18 protein-coding genes are annotated in these 17,265 nt (G+C 68.6%); 8 read left to right on the top strand and 10 right to left on the bottom strand.

Going from position 1 to position 17,265, the window contains the following annotated elements; translation table 11 throughout:
• Positions 1-14 precede the first annotated feature (14 nt).
• Positions 15-809: an HAD family hydrolase gene (locus CKJ82_RS08015; RefSeq protein ID WP_095537706.1), complete on the top strand. Its 795-nt coding sequence runs from the start codon at positions 15-17 to the stop codon at positions 807-809.
• On the top strand, positions 806-1,369 hold the full coding sequence (locus tag CKJ82_RS08020; protein ID WP_095537707.1) for a DNA-3-methyladenine glycosylase: 564 nt from the start codon (positions 806-808) through the stop codon (positions 1,367-1,369). Before CKJ82_RS08015 ends, CKJ82_RS08020 begins: the two co-directional genes overlap by 4 nt.
• A 2-nt stretch (positions 1,370-1,371) precedes the next feature.
• On the opposite strand, the gene ppk2 is transcribed toward CKJ82_RS08020, so the two are convergent.
• Both ppk2 and CKJ82_RS08030 read right to left on the bottom strand, forming a co-directional pair.
• Positions 1,372-2,253, bottom strand: coding sequence for a polyphosphate kinase 2 (gene ppk2, locus CKJ82_RS08025; RefSeq protein WP_095537708.1), 882 nt, complete (start codon positions 2,251-2,253; stop codon positions 1,372-1,374).
• Between the two features lie 47 nt (positions 2,254-2,300).
• Complete coding sequence (locus CKJ82_RS08030) at positions 2,301-2,627, bottom strand: putative quinol monooxygenase (protein ID WP_095276950.1); 327 nt, start codon at positions 2,625-2,627, stop codon at positions 2,301-2,303.
• Positions 2,628-2,818: 191 nt separating this feature from the next.
• Here CKJ82_RS08030 and CKJ82_RS08035 point away from each other — a divergent pair, with 191 nt between their 5' ends.
• From CKJ82_RS08035 to CKJ82_RS08050, 4 genes are all read left to right on the top strand, one after another.
• Positions 2,819-3,460: a GntR family transcriptional regulator gene (locus tag CKJ82_RS08035; protein ID WP_095537709.1), complete on the top strand. Its 642-nt coding sequence runs from the start codon at positions 2,819-2,821 to the stop codon at positions 3,458-3,460.
• Between the two features lie 128 nt (positions 3,461-3,588).
• Positions 3,589-4,359, top strand: a complete 771-nt coding sequence (locus CKJ82_RS08040) for a LamB/YcsF family protein (protein WP_095537710.1) — start codon at positions 3,589-3,591, stop codon at positions 4,357-4,359.
• Positions 4,356-5,912: a 5-oxoprolinase subunit B/C family protein gene (locus CKJ82_RS08045; protein ID WP_095537711.1), complete on the top strand. Its 1,557-nt coding sequence runs from the start codon at positions 4,356-4,358 to the stop codon at positions 5,910-5,912. Before CKJ82_RS08040 ends, CKJ82_RS08045 begins: the two co-directional genes overlap by 4 nt.
• Complete coding sequence (locus CKJ82_RS08050) at positions 5,905-7,653, top strand: acetyl/propionyl/methylcrotonyl-CoA carboxylase subunit alpha (protein ID WP_095537712.1); 1,749 nt, start codon at positions 5,905-5,907, stop codon at positions 7,651-7,653. Before CKJ82_RS08045 ends, CKJ82_RS08050 begins: the two co-directional genes overlap by 8 nt.
• 6 nt (positions 7,654-7,659) lie before the next feature.
• Here CKJ82_RS08050 and CKJ82_RS08055 read toward each other — a convergent pair whose 3' ends face one another.
• The 7 genes from CKJ82_RS08055 to CKJ82_RS08085 all read right to left on the bottom strand — a co-directional run bounded on the left by CKJ82_RS08055 (position 7,660) and on the right by CKJ82_RS08085 (position 15,578).
• A complete protein-coding gene (locus CKJ82_RS08055) occupies positions 7,660-8,448 on the bottom strand; it encodes a putative hydro-lyase (protein WP_420838558.1) in 789 nt (262 codons plus the stop codon).
• Positions 8,439-9,602: an NRAMP family divalent metal transporter gene (locus CKJ82_RS08060; protein ID WP_198947128.1), complete on the bottom strand. Its 1,164-nt coding sequence runs from the start codon at positions 9,600-9,602 to the stop codon at positions 8,439-8,441. Before CKJ82_RS08060 ends, CKJ82_RS08055 begins: the two co-directional genes overlap by 10 nt.
• 145 nt (positions 9,603-9,747) lie before the next feature.
• Positions 9,748-11,550 (bottom strand): ABC-F family ATP-binding cassette domain-containing protein, encoded by a 1,803-nt coding sequence (locus CKJ82_RS08065; protein ID WP_095537715.1) that lies wholly within the window; start codon positions 11,548-11,550, stop codon positions 9,748-9,750.
• Between the two features lie 13 nt (positions 11,551-11,563).
• A complete protein-coding gene (locus CKJ82_RS08070; protein WP_095537716.1) occupies positions 11,564-12,550 on the bottom strand; it encodes a 4-(cytidine 5'-diphospho)-2-C-methyl-D-erythritol kinase in 987 nt (328 codons plus the stop codon).
• Positions 12,547-13,395 carry a 16S rRNA (adenine(1518)-N(6)/adenine(1519)-N(6))-dimethyltransferase RsmA gene (gene rsmA, locus CKJ82_RS08075; RefSeq protein ID WP_095537717.1) on the bottom strand — a complete coding sequence of 283 codons (849 nt, stop codon included), beginning with the start codon at positions 13,393-13,395 and terminating at the stop codon, positions 12,547-12,549. The genes CKJ82_RS08070 and rsmA overlap by 4 nt, the downstream gene beginning before the upstream one ends.
• 39 nt (positions 13,396-13,434) lie before the next feature.
• Positions 13,435-14,577, bottom strand: a complete 1,143-nt coding sequence (locus tag CKJ82_RS08080; protein WP_095537718.1) for a resuscitation-promoting factor — start codon at positions 14,575-14,577, stop codon at positions 13,435-13,437.
• Positions 14,578-14,741: 164 nt separating this feature from the next.
• Complete coding sequence (locus tag CKJ82_RS08085) at positions 14,742-15,578, bottom strand: TatD family hydrolase (protein ID WP_095537719.1); 837 nt, start codon at positions 15,576-15,578, stop codon at positions 14,742-14,744.
• A gap of 12 nt (positions 15,579-15,590) precedes the next feature.
• Here CKJ82_RS08085 and CKJ82_RS08090 point away from each other — a divergent pair, with 12 nt between their 5' ends.
• Together CKJ82_RS08090 and CKJ82_RS08095 are read left to right on the top strand one after the other, a co-directional pair.
• Complete coding sequence (locus CKJ82_RS08090; RefSeq protein ID WP_095276976.1) at positions 15,591-15,986, top strand: DUF3806 domain-containing protein; 396 nt, start codon at positions 15,591-15,593, stop codon at positions 15,984-15,986.
• A gap of 22 nt (positions 15,987-16,008) precedes the next feature.
• The gene (locus CKJ82_RS08095) at positions 16,009-16,467 is read left to right on the top strand and encodes a hypothetical protein (protein ID WP_095537720.1); all 459 of its coding nucleotides are present in this window, start codon (positions 16,009-16,011) and stop codon (positions 16,465-16,467) included.
• Here the strand turns inward: CKJ82_RS08095 and CKJ82_RS08100 are convergent.
• Positions 16,464-17,261, bottom strand: a complete 798-nt coding sequence (locus tag CKJ82_RS08100; RefSeq protein WP_095535734.1) for a CE1 family esterase — start codon at positions 17,259-17,261, stop codon at positions 16,464-16,466. The genes CKJ82_RS08095 and CKJ82_RS08100 overlap by 4 nt on opposite strands.
• Between the last annotated feature and the right edge of the window lie 4 nt (positions 17,262-17,265).

A 17,265-nucleotide genomic window follows, 5' to 3' on the forward strand; every position in this document is an offset into this window, starting at 1 on the left:
GTATGGTGTGAAGAATGAATGCCCCGCGCTTGGTTGCCCTCGATATGGACGGAACGCTGCTCGCCCCCAGCGGGGCGATCCCCGAGCACTTCTGGCACACGCTCGACCGGGCGCGCGCCGCAGGCATCACCGTCGCCCCCGCCTCCGGCCGCCAGCTAGCCACGCTGCGCTCCATGTTTGCGCGCAACGAACCCGACACCTTTATCGCGGAGAACGGAGCCGTGGTCCAGCACCTGGGCGAGATCGTCTCCGCCATCACCATGCCGGAGGACACCGTGCGCCGCTTTGTTGACGCCTTCCCGCACGCCCCCTTCACCGCCCACCCCGTCATGTGCACGCCCGAGGCCTCCTTCACGCTCGCCGACACCCCCGCCGAGGTGCAGCGCGAGGTGGACAAGTACTACTTGGCCAACGAGCGGGTCAGCACGCTTGCCGACGCCCCCGCGCACCGCATCGTCAAAATCGCCCTCTTCGTCGACGGCGACGCCGAGTTGGACGGCCTGCCCTGGGTCCGGGAGACGGTGCCGGAGCTCGAGGCGCTCGTGAGCTCCAAGCACTGGCTGGACATCATGCCGCCGGCCGCGTCCAAGGGCGCGGCGCTCACCGCGCTGGCGGCAACCCTCGGCATCGCGCAGGAGGACACCGCCGCGATCGGCGATTACCTCAACGACTTCTCCATGCTGCAGGCCGTCGGCACCGCCGTCGCGATGGGGAACGCGCACCCGGACCTCAAGGCGATTGCGCATGAGGTCATTGGGACGAATGGGGAGCACGCGGCCGTCGATAAGCTTGCCCAATGGGCCAAATGATCGACTTCGCACAACCCGCTGACCTCGTCGCCCCGCAGCTGCTGGGGTGCCTGATCACGCACCGCGGCGTGACGGTGCAGCTGACCGAGGTGGAGGCCTACACGGGCGCGAGCGACCCGGCCGCGCACACGCACCGGGGGAAGACCGCCCGCAACGCCGCCATGTTCGGGCCGGGCGGGCGGCTGTACGTCTACCTGTCGTACGGGATCCATCTCAACGGCAACATTGTCTGCGCGCCGGAGGGCGACGGGCAGGGCTGTCTCATGCGCGGCGGCGAAGTCATCGCGGGCGAGCCGCTGGCGCGGAAGCGACGGCAGCGGCCTGATCGCAACCGGATTCCCTTTGCAAATCTGGCGCGCGGTCCAGGGAATTTAGGGCAGGCGCTGGGGCTCGAGCTCGCGGACAACGGGACGCCAGTTGAGCTCACGCCGCGAGAGACGGAGCCGGAATGGGTGGCCGGGCCGCGCATTGGCATTAGCAAAAACGCGGACGCCCCACTCAGGTTCTGGATCCCGCGCGACCCGACCGTGTCCACGCCGCGCGGGTACCCGAAGCAGTAACGCTACTTCTTCTTCTTTTTGCCCTTCTTGTGCTTCTTGCCGGGCTTTTCCGACTCAACGCGGCGCTGCTCCAGCTTCGCGGCGGCGTCCGGCACGTAGCGGAACTCCTCGCGCGGGGGGCGCTCGTAGTCGGTGATCTCCGGGCGCTCCGGAATCTCCGGCAGGTCCACCTCGACGTGCTCGTAGGGCACCGTGGACAGGAGGTGCGAGATGACGTTGATGCGCGAGCGCTTCTTGTCCTCGCTCTCCACCGTGTACCAGGGCGCGGACGGGATGTCGGTGTGGATGAACATCTCGTCCTTCGCGCGGGAGTAATCCTCCCAGCGGGTGATGGACTCCAAGTCCATCGGCGAGAGCTTCCACTGGCGCAGCGGGTCCTCCTTGCGGGACTGGAAGCGCTTGTATTGCTCCTCGTCGGACACCGAGAACCAGTATTTGCGCAGCATGATCCCGTCTTCTACCAGGAGACGCTCGAAAATCGGGGCCTGGTGGAGGAAGCGGCGGTACTCCTGCGAGGAGCAGAAGCCCATCACGCGCTCGACGCCGGCGCGGTTGTACCAGGAGCGATCAAAAATCACGATCTCGCCCGCTGCTGGGAGCCGCTCGACGTAGCGCTGGAAGTACCACTGCCCCTGCTCACGCTCGGTCGGCTTTGGCAGCGCCTCGATACGGCACGTGCGCGGGTTGAGATACTGGGTGATTCGCTTGATCGCGGACCCCTTTCCGGCAGCGTCGCGCCCCTCCATCACGATGACGAGGCGCGCGCCGGTGCGCACGACCCACTGCTGCATCTGCACAAGCTCCGCCTGGAGTCGCACGAGCTCCTGCTCGTACGCCTTTTTGGAAAGCTTCGGCGGCTTCTTCGCCGCATGTTCTTCGCTCATGTCTTTCACCGTACCCAGGATGAAAGCTGCCGAGCAAAATGCTCAACCTAGCGGTTGACCTTGAACTCCGCCATCTCGTCCCACTCGGTCTTGCCCTCGATGAGCGTGTTGATGATGGTCGGGGTCTCCTTCAGGACCTTCGGGAACAGCTCCTGGGCGTCCTTGAAGTGCTGCGAGTTGACGTGCGCCTCAGCGGCGTCGTCCTTGAACGCCTCAACGAGCAGGTACTCCTTCGGGTCATCCTCGGAGCGGTACCAGTTGAAGAAGAGGCAGCCGTCCTCGGCGCGGCTGGCGTTGGTGAACTCCGACACGACCTCGCGGAAGTTCTCTACATGCTCATCAAGCGGCTTGAATCGTACGTTAATCAAAATCATGTGGACCACCGTACCCGGACTTGGCGGATTGGGTTGCGCGCCAATTGTTCAACAACTCTGCGCTACGCTTGTCTGCAATGTACGCGCTCGCGCTCGGCCCGGTGCATAAAAGGGGGAGTTTCCCCTCCTCCACCCGGCTGTAGCGAGTACCGTAAATATGTTGTCTTCTTCCCCACCTCGAGCCGGATGCCATGCTTGCCCAAAATGTTGCCGCCGAAGTTCGCCGCGCCATCTCGCGTGGCGAGTTTTCGCCTGGCCAGAAGCTCAACGAGGTAGCGCTGGCCGAACGTTTCGGCGTCTCGCGCAACACGCTGCGCGAGGCGTTTGCCATGCTGACGTCGGAGGGGCTGTGCGAGCGACTTCCCAACCGCGGCGTATTTTTGGCCACCCCCTCCCCCGAGTTTGTCACGGACACCTACCGCGCCCGCGCCGCCATCGAGCCCGCGGCGTTGCTGTGGGGCGAGCACCTCGACATCGAGCGGCTCACCCTGCTCAACGAGGAAGCACGGGAGGCGATCGCACAGAACGATGATGACCTCGTCTCCGCGATCAATCAGGCGTTCCACCACGTCGTCCTCTCCGCGATGGGGTCCAAGACGTTGGGCGACACAATGGACCAGCTCGACGCCTTCTTGCGCCTGGCCACGCTGCCGATCGTGCAGCACCAGCCCACGTTTCACCGCCAGTTCATTGACATCAACGAGCATCTCGTCGAGCTCCTGCTCGAGGAACGCCGGCAGGAAGCGTCCGATTACCTGCAGGAATCGCTGGAGGATCAGGGGCGGATGGTCAACGAGCTGATTGCCAAGATCAACAACGGCGAACCGATTTAGCCCACCGCATGCGTGGCGGAGTATAACTGTGTCAGGATCTGCCTGTGGCCCACGAGCCAGCACCCGCCTCGTGTGAGCCGCACCATGCATTCCGTCGCCCACGTTCAATGCTTCAGCTGTGAGAAGGGATGCCGCCTGTGAGCACCACCATTGACCTCAACGCCGACCTGGGAGAAACCACGGCCGGCAACCCCGTCGCCGACGACGCAGCCATGCTCGGCATGGTGTCGAGCGCCAACGTCGCCACCGGCTTCCACGCCGGCGACCCCCACACCATCGCGGCCACGCTGGCTGCCGCCGCGGAACACGGCGTTTCGGTCGGCGCCCACATTGCCTACCACGACCCGGCCGCGTTTGGCCGCCGCTTCGTGGACTACGAGCCGGGCATGCTTGCCAGCGAAACGCTCTACCAAATCGGCGCCCTCGACGCGCTCGCCCGCGCCCAAGGCCTGCAGGTGCGCTACGTCAAGCCCCATGGCGCCCTCTACAACGCGATCGTGCACCACGAGGCGCAGGCCAAGGCGGTCATTGACGGCATCAAGGCATTCGACCGCGACCTGCCCGTCATGCTGCTCCCGGGTGGCGTGGCCTGCGACATTGCTGAGCGCGCTGGGCTGCGCGTGATCCGCGAGGCCTTCGCCGACCGCGGCTACAACCCGGACGGCACGCTGGTGTCGCGCCGCGAGCCGAACGCGGTGATGCACGACCCCGAGCAGGTCGCCCAGCGCGTCCTGCAGGTCGCCGCAACCGGCTCCGTGACCGCCATCGACGGCACCGAGGTGCTGGTGCAGGCCGAGTCCGTTTGCGTCCACGGCGACTCGCCCGGCTCCGTCGAGCTCACCCGCAGCGTGGTCGAGCGACTCGGCCAGTCCGGAATCACGATCGCGAGCTTCCTATGAGCGTACGCATCACCCCGGTAGGCACCCGCGGGCTCATGGTGGACCTGCCCGACCTGGCCACCGTGATGAACTGGCACGCCTTCCTCAAGGCGAACCCGCTGCCGCGCCAGACCGACGTCATCGCCGCGGCCCGCACCGTGCTCCTCACGTTCGACTCCCCGACGGCGACGCGTGAGGCGACGGACAGGTTGGCGTCGATAAGCCCGAGCTCCGCCGAGCAGCGCGCACCCCGCGACGTGGAGATCGCAGTGCTTTACGACGGCGCCGACACCACCTCCCTGGCCGAATCCCTGCACATGAGCGTGGACGAGCTGATTGCGTGGCACACCTCCACGACGTGGGTCGCGGCCTTCGGCGGGTTTGCCCCCGGTTTTACCTACTGCGTGCCGGAGGACCCGGCGCGGGCGCTGAGCGTGCCGCGGCTGACTTCCCCGCGGACCGAGGTTCCCGCCGGCGCCGTGGCCGTGGCGGGCGAGTTCTCCGCGGTCTACCCGCGCACCTCGCCGGGCGGCTGGCAGCTCATCGGCACCACGCACACCCCGATGTGGGACTCCGCCGCGACCCCGCCGGCGCTCGTCGCACCCGGCGACCGGGTTCACTACCGCGCCGTTGACGCGCTCGAGGACGCGACCGAGACGAGCCACCACCACCTGGCCACTCCGCCGCGCCGCCCCATCTTTTCCGTGGACGACCCGGGCATGCAGACCCTCTACCAGGACCTGGGCCGGCAGGGCAACGGCAACCTCGGCGTGACCACGTCCGGGTCGGCGGACCGGGCGAGCGCGCGCACCGCCAACGCCGCGGTGGGCAACAAGCGCAACGCCACCCTGCTGGAGAACATCGGCGGTCTGACGCTGACGGCGCTAGCTGAGACGGTCATCTGCGTCACCGGCGCCGACGCGGACGTGACGGTAGGCGGCCGCCCCGCCCTGCTGGCCACGCCGACGATCGTGCCCGCCGGCGCGGAGGTCGTCGTGGCGCCCGCCCGCCTGGGGATGCGCACCTACATTGCGGTGCGCGGCGGGCTCATCGCCGACACGGAGCTGGACTCCGCCGCGACAGACATGCTCTCCGGGCTCGGCCCCGATCCGATCCGCGCGGGTGACACCATCGCCATGTCGCTCACGCGGCCCCAGTCCGCGAACGCGCTGCTGTCCAACCCGCTGCGCGTGCGCAAGGAGGGCGCGACCACCACGGGCACCGTCCGCGTGGTGCTCGGGCCGCGCGACGACTGGTTCAGTCCCGCGGCGATCGAGCAGTTCCTCTCCACCACCTACACCGTCACCGCGGAATCCAACCGCGTCGGCCTACGGCTGGACTCCGAGCAAGGCCTCGAACGGGCCCGCACCGAGGAGCTTCCCTCCGAGGGCATGGTCGCCGGCTCCGTGCAGATCCCGCCGTCGGGCCAGCCCGTCGTGTTCCTGCGCGACCACGCCGTCACCGGCGGCTACCCGGTCATCGCCACGGTGATCAACGAGGACGTCGACATTGCCACCCAGCTCCCGCCCGGGGGCACCATCCGTTTCGAACTGTTTGAGGAAAAGAATGACTAACGCCCCCCAGCACCAGCCGCTTACCGCCGTCCTGATTGCCAACCGCGGAGAGATCGCCGTGCGCATCGCGCGCACCGCCCGCGACCTGGGCATCCGCTCCATCGCCGTCTACTCCGAGCCGGACACCGGCGCGCTGCACACCCAGGTGGCGGACGAGGCCTACCTCCTTCCGGGCAAGACCTCGGCGGAGACGTACATGAACATCCCGGCGCTGATCGACATCGCTCACCGCGCCGGCGCGGACTGCCTACACCCCGGGTACGGCTTCCTGTCCGAAAACGCCGACTTCGCCCGCACCGTCGAGGAAGCGGGCCTGCGCTGGGTCGGCCCGCCGCCGGAGGCTATCGAGCTGCTGGGCGACAAGCTGTCCGCCCGCGCGCTCGCCGTCAAGGTCGGCGCGCCGCTCGCCCCCGGCACCGGGGAGCCGCTGGAGACCTGGGAAGAGGCGCGCGACTTTGCCGCCGAGCACGGCATGCCCATCGCCATCAAGGCGGCGTTCGGCGGCGGCGGGCGCGGCCTGAAGGTCGTTTTCGACGAGGCCGACATCGAGGAGGGCTTCGCCTCCGCGGGCCGCGAGGCGAAAGAGGCGTTCGGGCGCGGCGAGTGCTACGTGGAGAAGTTCCTCGTCCACCCGCGCCACGTCGAGGCGCAGGTGCTTGCCGACGCCCACGGCAACGTCGCCGTCTTGAGCACCCGCGACTGCTCCACGCAGCGCCGCTTCCAGAAGCTCATCGAGGAGGCGCCGGCTCCGTTCCTCACCGACGAGCAGCGCACCGCCATCGAGGAGGGCGCGCGCGCCATCTGCCAGCAGGCCGGCTACCAGTCCGCGGGCACGGTGGAATACATCGTCTCCGAGGACGGCACGGTATCCTTCCTGGAGGTCAACACCCGCGTGCAGGTGGAGCACCCGATTACCGAGCAGGTCACCGGCGTGGACATCATCGCCGAGCAGTTCCGCGTCGCCGCGGGCCTGCCCCTTTCCTTCGCCGGGAAGGACCCCGAGGTCAACGGCCACGCCTTCGAGTTCCGCATCAACGCAGAGGACGTCACCAACGGCTTCGCCCCCTCCCCCGGCACGATCACCCGCTTCGACCTGCCCACCGGCCCCGGCATCCGCGTCGATTCCGGCGTGATGACCGGGTGGACCATCCCCGCCTACTACGACTCGCTGATGGGCAAGCTCGTCGTCTGGGGCCCGGACCGCGAGACCGCGATGCGCCGCGCCGAGCAGGCGCTCAAGGAGTTCTCGATCGGCGGCGTGCGCACCGTCCTGCCGTTCCACCGCGACATGATCACCGCGCCGGAGCTCACGGGCGACTCGCTCGACGTCTACACCGACTGGGTCGACCACAACTACTCACCCTCGGCGCAGCACGAGGTGGAGGACATTGAGCACATTTACGACGATCGCACGTCCCTGGTCATCGAAATCGACGGCAAGCTTCACACCGTCGGCGTGCCGGTCGCGCTGCTCTCCGGCGGCGGAGCTGCGGGCGGTAGCGCCGAGCCGGCTCCCGGTGCGGCTGATGCCGCTGGCGCAGTCACGGTGAAGTACGAGGCCACCATCGTTGAGTGGCTCGTTGCCGACGGCGACGTGGTGTCCAAGGGCGACGCCGTGGCCACCATCGAGGCAATGAAGATGGAGTCCAGCGTGAAGGCCACCCGCGACGGCCAGATCTCCCTGGCGGCGGCCGCGGGCGAGCGCGTGAAGGCGAACGCGACGATCGCCACGATTTCCTAGGGGACGCTAGGGCACCTGGTACTCGGCGTCGTGCACGTCCGTGATGAGCATCTTGCCCGGCGAGTGGCAGATGGCCAGGTCCGGCCTCGAGTGCATGACGATGGACTGCGGGGTCACCCCGCACGCCCAGAACACGGGGACGGCGCCCGCCGGGATGTCGATGGCGTCGCCGAAGTCGGGCTGCCCGAGGTCCTCGATGCCGATCAGGGAGGGGTCGCCCACGTGCACGGGCGCGCCGTGCACCGCCGGGTAGCGCGAGGTGATGCGCACCGCGTCTGCGACCTGGCCGGCCGGGATTGGGCGCATGGACACCACCATGGGGCCCGCGAATACGCCGGCGGGCTCGCACTGCAGGTTCGTGCGGTACATGGGCACGTTGCGGCCCTGGGCGATGTGGGCGACGGGGACGTGGGCGTCGAGAAGCGCCCGCTCAAACGTGAATGAACAACCGATGAGGAAGCCGACCATGTCTTTCGTCCAATACTCGGTGGCGTCGGTGGTTTCCTCGACGAGCTCGCCGTGACGGTAGATGCGGTAGGCGGGGATGTCCGTGCGGATGTCGCCGCCCTCCATGAGGTGTGAGCTGACCTGGCCGGGCTCGAGGACGCCAATGACGGGGCACGGCTTCGGGTTGCGCTGCGCGAACAACAGGAAATCGAAGGCGTGCTGCTTGTCCACCGCGATCAGGTTGGCCTGCACGTTGCCCGGCGCGAAGCCTGCGGTCGTGGTGACGTTGTGCTCGCGGAAGTAGGCGCGCGCCTCCGCCGGAGTCATGGCTGCCGGGTTTATGCCCACAGCGCGCCCAGCTTCGTCAGGGACATCACGCCCAGGACGACGGAGCCGAGCAGCACAACGAAGCCGATGATGAGCAGCGACTTCGGGTACCGGTACCCCTTGAGCAGGTCCGGGCGGCGCCACGCGGCCCACATGACCACGGCGAAACCGATGGGCAGGATGATGCCGTTGAACGCGCCCGCGAAGATGAGCAGCATCTGCGGCGCGGCGCCCATGAGCAGGTACGCCACCGCGCACACCACGATGAAGGAGACGGTAAGCAGGTTGCGGGTGCGCTCCGAGGTCGCTTGCGTGGTGACGAAGGAGACCGAGGTGTAGGAGCAGCCGATCACCGAGGACAGCCCGGCCGCGAAGAGGACGAGGCCGAACGCGCGGAGGCCGAACTCGCCGGCCGCCTGGTAGAAGGCGTCCGCCGCGGTGTTGTCCTCGGACAGCGCCACGCCGGTGGCCACCACGCCGAGCACGGCGAGGAAGAGCAGTACGCGCATGATGCCAATGACGATGATGCCCAGCACGGACGAGCTGGTGATCTGCTTGATGTTTTCTAGGCCCGAGTTACCGGAGTCAATGAGGCGGTGGACGCCGGCGAAGGTGATGTAGCCACCGACGGTGCCGCCGATCAGGGTGGTGATGGTGAGGAAGTCGACGCGCTCGGGCAGGACGGTCTGCTTGAGCGCCTCCCCCACCGGCGGCTGCGAGACGATCGCCACGTACAGCATGAGCAGGATCATGATGGCACCGAGCACCACCACGATGCGGTCCAGCGCCACGCCGGCGCGCTTGGACAGGAAGACGAGGACGGCGATCGCCGCGGAGATGCCGCCGCCGATCTTCGGGTCCAGCCCCAGCATGGCGTTCACGCCCAGGCCGGTGCCCGCGATGTTGCCGATGTTGAAGACCAGCCCGCCGATGAACACCAGCGCCGCCATGAACCAGCCCAGGCCCGGCAGCACGATGTTGCCCAGCTCGTTGGCGCGCAGCCCGGAGATGCCCAGGACGCGCCACACGTTCAGCTGGATCGCAATGTCCACGATGATGGACAGCAGGATGGCAAAGCCGAGTGCTGCGCCCATCTGGACGGTAAAGACCGAGGTTTGGGTGAGGAACCCGGGGCCGATGGACGAGGTCGCCATCAGGAAGACGGCGCCGACCATCGCACCGATCCCCTTGCCAGAGCCTTGCGCGGCTTCTCTGGTCTGCTGCTCTTGAGTGGCCATTGCGGTGACCCCCATTTCGTTATACGCGGGAAAGTGACCCACGTAATGTTAGGCGATCATGTGACCTACGCGCCACTGCGCCCTACCCCTCGAGCTGCTCACCCAGCTCCAGCCACTCCATCTCCAGCTCGTCGCGCTGGTCTTTCAGCTCGCCGACCTGCCTCGTCTTCGCCCCGATCGCCTCGAAGTCGGGCGCGTCCTGCGCGGACATCGCAGCAATCTCGCCCTCCACGGCGGCGATCTGCTCGTCCGCCTTCGCGATCTTGCGGTCCAGCGCCTTCATCTTCTTCTGCAGCTCGCGTGCCTCCTGCGAGCTCAGGGCCTGTTGCTTCTCGACGCCCCCGTGCTCCTTCTCCCCCAAATCCAGGGGACCCGACGACGTGGACGTGGCCGCGCGCCGGTCCAGGTACTGCTGGATCCCGCCCGGCAGGTTGGTCAGCTTCCCGTCGCCGAACAGGGCGTAGGTGACGTCCGCGATGCGCTCGATGAGGTAGCGGTCGTGCGAGATCACCACGAGCGTGCCCGGCCAGGAGTCGAGCAGGTTTTCCAGCTCCTGGAGGGTGTCGATGTCCAGGTCGTTGGTTGGCTCGTCCAGGAGCAGCACGTTCGGCTCGCTCATGAGCACGCGGGTCAGCTGCAGGCGCCGCCGCTCGCCGCCCGAGAGGTCGCGCACCGGGGTGCGCTGCCGCTTCGGCGAGAACCCGAGCCGCTCGGCGAGCTGGGAGGCGGAGATCTCCTTGTTGCCCACGTGGACGTAGTTGGCCACGTCCTCCACCGCGTCGATGACGGTGCGGGAGGGATCCAGGTCGTCGAGCTCCTGGCGCAGCCACCCGATGCGGGTGGTCTGGCCTTCGACGCGTTTGCCGTCGTGAAGCGCGTGCTCGCCGGCGAGGGTGCGCAGCAGCGTGGTCTTGCCGGAGCCGTTGACGCCGACGAGGCCGATCCGCTCGCCCGGGGCGAGGCGCCAGGTGAGGTGGTCCACGAGGGTCCGGCCGTCGGGGGCGTCGATGCGCGCGTCCTCCAGCTCGATGACCACCTTGCCCTGGCGCTGCTTGGAAAAGGCCATGAGCTCGATCGAGTCGCGCGGGGCGGGCACGTCCGCGATGAGCGCCTCGGCGGCCTCGATGCGGTAGCGGGGCTTGGAGGTGCGGGCCGGGGCGCCGCGGCGCAGCCACGCGAGCTCCTTGCGCGCCAGGTTTTGCCGGCGTTGCTCAATCGCATCGGCTTGGCGGGCGCGCTCGGCGCGGGCGAACGTCCAGTCGTTGTAGCCGCCCTCGTACACGTCGACCGTGCCGTCGTGGACCTCCCAGGTCAGGGTGGCTACGGTGTCGAGGAACCAGCGGTCGTGGGTGACCACCACCACGGCGAGCTTGCGCGAGAGCAGGTGCTCGGCCAACCACTGCACCCCCTCCACGTCCAGGTGGTTAGTCGGCTCGTCGAGCACGATCAGGTCCAGGTCCTGCACGAGCGCGGCGGCGATGTTCACGCGGCGACGCTCGCCGCCCGAGAGGTTGCCCACCTGGGTGTCCAGGCCGAGCTCCGCGACGCCGGTGCCCTGGAGGACCTCGCGCACCTTGCTATTCGACGCCCACTCGAACGTCTGCAACCCCAGCGGCTCCACCACCGCCTGGCCCACGGTGAGCTGCTCGTCCAGGTCGAAGCGCTGCGTCACCACCGCCATGCGCAGGTCCGAATTGTGCGACACGCGGCCCGCGTCCGGCGGCTCGATGCCGGTGAGCACCTCGAGCAGCGTGGTCTTACCGCCGCCGTTGACGCCGACGATGCCGATGCGGTCGCCGGTCTGCACGCCGAGCGAGACCCCGTCCAGCAGGGTCTTCAGCCCCCACGTCTTGGACACGTTTTCCAGATTGATCAGATTCGCCATAACGAACCTGAGTTTACTGTGCCGCCTGTGCCCCCGGCGCAGGTCCCGTGGCGCCGAAGGACTCGTAGTCCGGGTAGCGCTCGCGCACCTGTCCCAGCACCTGCTCGGCCGCGGCGGCGTCGCGGCACAGCAGCGCGATCGTCGGCCCGGAGCCCGACACCATCGAGCGCGCGACGCCGGGCAGCGCTCCGGCAAAGGCGAGGATCTCCACGAGGATCGGGCGCATGGTCGTGGCGGCCGCCTCGAGGTCGTTGTGCATCGCGCGGCCGAGCTCGTGGGCGTCGCCCCGCGTCAGGGCCCGCGCTACCGTGGCGGTGCCCAGGCGCGGGACGAGTGCGGGGTCATTGTGCCGCAAGTCATCGAGCAGGCCGAACGCCTGCCCAGTCGGGATACCCACCTTGGGGTTGAGGAACACCCAGTGAGTGCTGCCGCGGGTGAGCATCTCCACGAGCTCGTCGCCGCGACCGGTGCCGAGCGCGGTGCCGCCCATGAGCGAGAATGGGACGTCCGCACCCAGTTCTGCGGCGAGCCGGTGAAGCGTGTCTCGGCCAAGCTCGCTGCCGGCAAATGCGGCGAGGTAGGCGTTCGCCGCCACGAGCGCGGCCGCCGCGTCGGCGGAGCCGCCGGCCATCCCGCCGGCGACGAAGACCTGCTTGTCTACCTCGATGTGCACCGGCGGCAGCGCGGTGACCATCTCCGCGCCGCTGCGGCGGTACTCGTCCACCACCGCGTCCACGGCGCGCCAGGCCAGGTTGAAGGGGGCGTCGATGTGTTCCTCCGGGCGCCGCACCCCGAACGTGGTGGTCATACCGGTGACCACGCTGCCGGTGGACACCGGGGGCGCGTCCTGCACGACCAACGTCACCGTCTCGCGGCGATCCACCGCCTGGAAGACGCTGACCAGGTCGTGGTAGCCGTCCGAGCGGGCCTCGCCAACGCCCAGATGCAGGTTGACCTTGCCGGGGGCAGATGCGGAGAAGCGTTGCGCACCGTTGCTCATCGCGCCTCCCCAAGCCGGATGAAGTCCTCGACCCCCAGCTTTTCGCCGCGCAGTCCGGGGTCGATCCCGGCCGCCGTGAGCGCCTCCTCGGCGGCCGCGGGGGCGCCGTAGACCTGGGCGAGGGTCGAGCGCAGGGTTTTGCGGCGTTGGGAAAACGCGGCGTCGATAAGCGGGAAGACCTTGGGGCGTATGGCGCGGCGCGCGGCATCAGCGGTGACGTCGATGCGCACGAGGCCCGAGGAGATGTTCGGCGCGGGCCAGAAGACGTGCTTACCAATGGTGCCGGCGAGCGAAACGTCGCCGTAGAACGCGGCCTTGACGCTCGGCACGCCGTAGATCTTCGAGCCCGGCGCGGCCGCGAGGCGATCCGCCACCTCTTTTTGCACCATCACCAGCACGCGGCGGATGGTGGGGAACTCTTCCAGCAGGTGCAGCAGGACCGGCACGGAAACGTTGTAGGGCAGGTTTGCCACCAGCGCGGTCGGCGCGACGTCCAGGTCGGCGCGGGTCACCGCGAGCGCGTCGATGTTGGTCACCGTCAGCTTCGCGGCGTGGTCGGGGGCACGCTTCTCGACGGTCTGCTGCAGCCGGCCCGCCAACCGCGGATCAATCTCCAACGCGGTGACGTGGGCGGCGGTGTCCACCAGGCCGAGGGTGAGCGAGCCGAGCCCGGGGCCGACCTCCACGACAACGTCGTCCGGGGTCAGCTCCGCGGCGGCGACGATGCGGCGCACCGTGTTCGGGTCGTGCACGAAGTTCTGGCCGAGCTTCTTCGTCGGGGTGACGTCCAGCTCGGTGGCGAGCTCGCGGATCTCGACGGGGCCCAGCAGGTGGGATTGGCTCATGGGGACCCAGCTTACCCAGCCGGGTGGGGCGCGGAGCGACTAGCCAATGCCCAGCTTGGCGGTGCAGGCGGGCCATGCGCCCCAGCCCTGCGCCGCCTGGACCTTCTCGGCCACGGCGATCTGCTGCTCGCGGGTCGCCTGGTTGGCGCTCGGGGCGTAGGCGGTGCCGCCGAAGCCGGCCCAGGTGCCCGGGGTGAACTGCAGGCCGCCCTGGAAACCGTTGCCGGTGTCGATGGCCCAGTTTCCGCCGGACTCGCACTGCGCGATGGTGTCCCACACGGAGCCACCCGCGACGGACGGGGCGGCGGCGCCGGTGTTACCCTGCTCGGACTTGGCGGCCTTCTTGGTGCCGCGGTGGATCACGGCCGGGCGCGCTTCCTTGGTCTCGTGTGCGGACGCGATGAAGGTCTCCTCCGGCACGCCGTTGACCACGACGGTGTGGCGCACGACCTGCTTCTCGCCCAGGACCTCTTCCTTGCGGACCTCCTCGGTGCCCTCCTCGAGCTCCGGGTCGTCGACGTACTCGGCCGGGGCCTTCACGTCCATGATCTCGCGGTCCTTGAGCAGCTCGACGCGGTCCAGCGTGATCTGCATGTTCGGGGTCACCGGCGCATCCAGGGCGACGTTGAGGCGGTCGTTGGAGTCGAAGGTCACGCCGCGCTCGGCGAGCAGGTCGCCGACGGTCTTCGCGGCGGCGGCGGTGTAGGTGACGTTGCCGCCGTCATTAATGGCCACGATCTTCGGGGTGGTCACATCGACGTTCAGCCCCTCGGTCACCGGCTGGTCGCGGTCCACATCGGTCGCAGCGTTGGCCGCCAGGCCCGCCTCGTCCATGAGGTCACCCACGGTGGCGGCGGTGGAGGTCAGCTCCTGCGCCACGCCGTCAACCACCACGGCGACCGGCTTGGCGGTGCGCACAGTGACGGTGTCGCCGTTGGCCAGCTTCTCGCCCGGCGCCGGGTAGACCACGTCCTTGTCGCTCACCTGCACGCCGGCGGCCTCGAGGGCCTTGTTCACGTCGCCGGAGAAGGTGGAGACGTTGGTGGTCTCACCGTTCACGTCGACGGTAATGTCCTTCTGCGCGGCGACGGCAGCGGTGGCGCTGCCGACGATCGCGGCGCCAGCCACAGTGCTGGCCACAACGCGCCGTGCAGCGGGGGTGCGGGAGGTGGTGCGGGACATAGCGGGGATGGTTCCTTCTGTGATACGACCGTGTACTACTGCGGTAACAATACGGTAACGGCGCGGGGTTTACAAGATTGTGACCTCCGCGCGTGTCGCACTCCACACCCCAATCGCAAACGTGCCGCCACTCGGCGCTTCTCCCTCCTCAGGCACCACTTTTGTCACACGTTGAACACGCGATCAAACGTTGCCGAGACCTCCTCGGCGAGCGCCTCGACCGCCATCCCGCGCGCCTCGGCGACCACCTTTGCCGTGTGCCCGATGAGCGACGGCTCGTTGCGCGCGCCCCGGAACGGCTCCGGCGTCATGTAGGGCGCATCCGTCTCAATGAGCAGCTGCCCGGCCGGCGCGAGCGCCGCCGCCTCCCGCATGCCCTCGTTGCGCTTGAACGTCACGTTGCCCGCGAAGCTCAGCACGTAGCCGCGCTCGATTGCCTCGCGCGCTACCTCCACCGGCGAGGAGAAGCAGTGCAGCATCACCTCGCGCGGGGCAGGTGCGTCCGCCAAGATGCGCATGAGCTCGGCGTCGCCCTCGCGGTTATGAATCATGAGCGCCTTCCCGCTCTCCACCGCCAGGTCGATGTGGAAACGCAGCGCCTCCTCCTGCACGTCCAGCGGGGCGGTGCCGTCCGCGTCGTGCTTGAGCCAGTACGTATCGATGCCGGTCTCCCCCACCGCCACGCAGCGCTCGTCCTGGACCATTTCGCGCAGGCGGTCTCTCGTGGGCGCGTCGAGCTCGTGCGCGCGGGTCGGGTGGATCGCGCAGGCGGCGAACACGCGCTCGTTGAAGTGGGCCGCGGCCAGCGCGAGCTCGGCCTCGTCCAGCCCGTCGCCGACGGTGCACATCCGCTCGACGCCCGCGTCCACGGCGCGGGCCACCATCGCATCGACCTCGTCGCGGGTGCGGGCGCCGGCGGAGGCGAGGTGGGTGTGGGCGTCGATAAGCTTGGCGACGCGCTCGGCGGGCACTGGTGTGGGGCGTGGCTTCTTTTTGCTCATACAGTAGAGCCTATGGCATTCCAAGATTTGGACCCGCAGACCCGCACCCAGCTCGACCGCGACCTGGCCGAGGCCGCGGGCCGTGGCATCAACGGCGATGTCGACGCGGTAGTGAAGAGCTTCGAGCACACGCTCGGGTATTACCACCGGCTCCCCGAGGACGTGCGCCGCGGCTACCCGCGCGGCGAAACCGCCCGCATCTTCGGCGCAGCGCTTGGGGCCGCGCTCGTGCGCGACCACGGCTTTGCGTGGCAATTGCTTTTCGACGACTACGGCACCGACCTCGTCGTCGCCCGCGACATCGACACCGCCGAGCCGAAGTACGCCGCCCCCATGGTGATCGTGGACGCCCGCTTCGAGGACGCCGAGCCCGGCAAGCTCACCGCCTTCGTGCAGCAGTTCCTGTGAGCACTTTGCTAGGTTCAAGCCCATGGCTTCCTTTGAACGCGTCACCGTCCCCGCGCACACCGCAATCCTCGTGCGCGACACCGTCAGCCCCACCGAGATGGCCGCGCTGACCGGCGAGGCCCTGCCCAACCTGCGCGAGTTCCTCATCTCCACCGGCGCCGAGCCAGGGGCCGCGCGCGCCTACATCTTGTCCGAACCTCACGGCACCTTCGACGTCGGCGTCGGCTTTGTGGTGGTCGAGCAGGATCTGCCACTGGTGGAGCCGTTCGCGGGCGACACCGGCGACGACCGCGTCGAGCTGGCGCACTTCGATGCGACGACGGCGCTTGTCCACCGCCACACCGGCCCGCGCACTGAACTCTCTGGGGCGTGGCGCGAGTTCGCCGCCGAGGCCGAGGCCGCCGGCGAGCCGCTCGGCGCGGGCAGCTTCGAGGAGCTCGTGTCCGATACCGTGACGGACCTCTACCTGCACCTGCGCTAGCAAAGCAGCTTGTCGACGAGCCCCGCCCCCGTCACCTCGCGCGTCCCCGGCCCCAGGCGCGGGTCAAGGTCCTTCGCGCACGGCACCATGTGGCCGAAGCCCTCGATGGTGGCCAGGTGCACCGGGGCATCCCCGTCCCAGGTATCGAGGTGAATGTGCTCGCTCAGCTGCGTCCGGCCCCGAAGCGATGCGCCGTTGCGTGCCGCGAAGTACGCGGCGGAATCGACCGCCGAGCGGGTCACGCCGCGGTTGTTGCCGCCGATGCCGGCCATGCCTCCTTCGTACGGGACGAGCGGATCTGCGGTCCCCTGCACGCACAGGATCGGGGTCGGGTGCCATGCTCGCGACGAGTCACGCGGGGGAAGCGTGTTCTCCTCGGTGGGCATGGATGCCCCGAAGAGGGCGGCTGCGTGGAGGGTGGCGGGGGCGTCGATAAGCATGCGGATGAGCATCTGACCCCCGTTGGAGAATCCGCAGCCGATGACGCGCTCGTGGGGGTAACGCGCGAGGAGCGCGGTGAGGAAGCCGACGTCGTCGACGCCGAGCGTGCGGGCCGACTCGCGGAAGCCGCGGCGCAGGTCGTTGAAGTGACGGCCTACCCCGTCCGGGTAGATGACGGTGTGTCCGAGCGACTCGAAGGTGCGGTCCGTGAAGTTGCGTGCGACGTTGCCCGACTGGCGCGAGCCGTGCAAAAACAGGATCAGCGTGCCGGTGTCCCCGCCGGGGACCTCGACCCAGGTGCGCGTGCGCCCGCCGAATTCCAGCGAGCGCTTCCGCGGTCGTTGCTCGGTCACCCTG

The sequence above is a fragment of the Corynebacterium gottingense genome (assembly GCF_002285125.1).
GTDB classification, from domain to species: domain Bacteria; phylum Actinomycetota; class Actinomycetes; order Mycobacteriales; family Mycobacteriaceae; genus Corynebacterium; species Corynebacterium gottingense.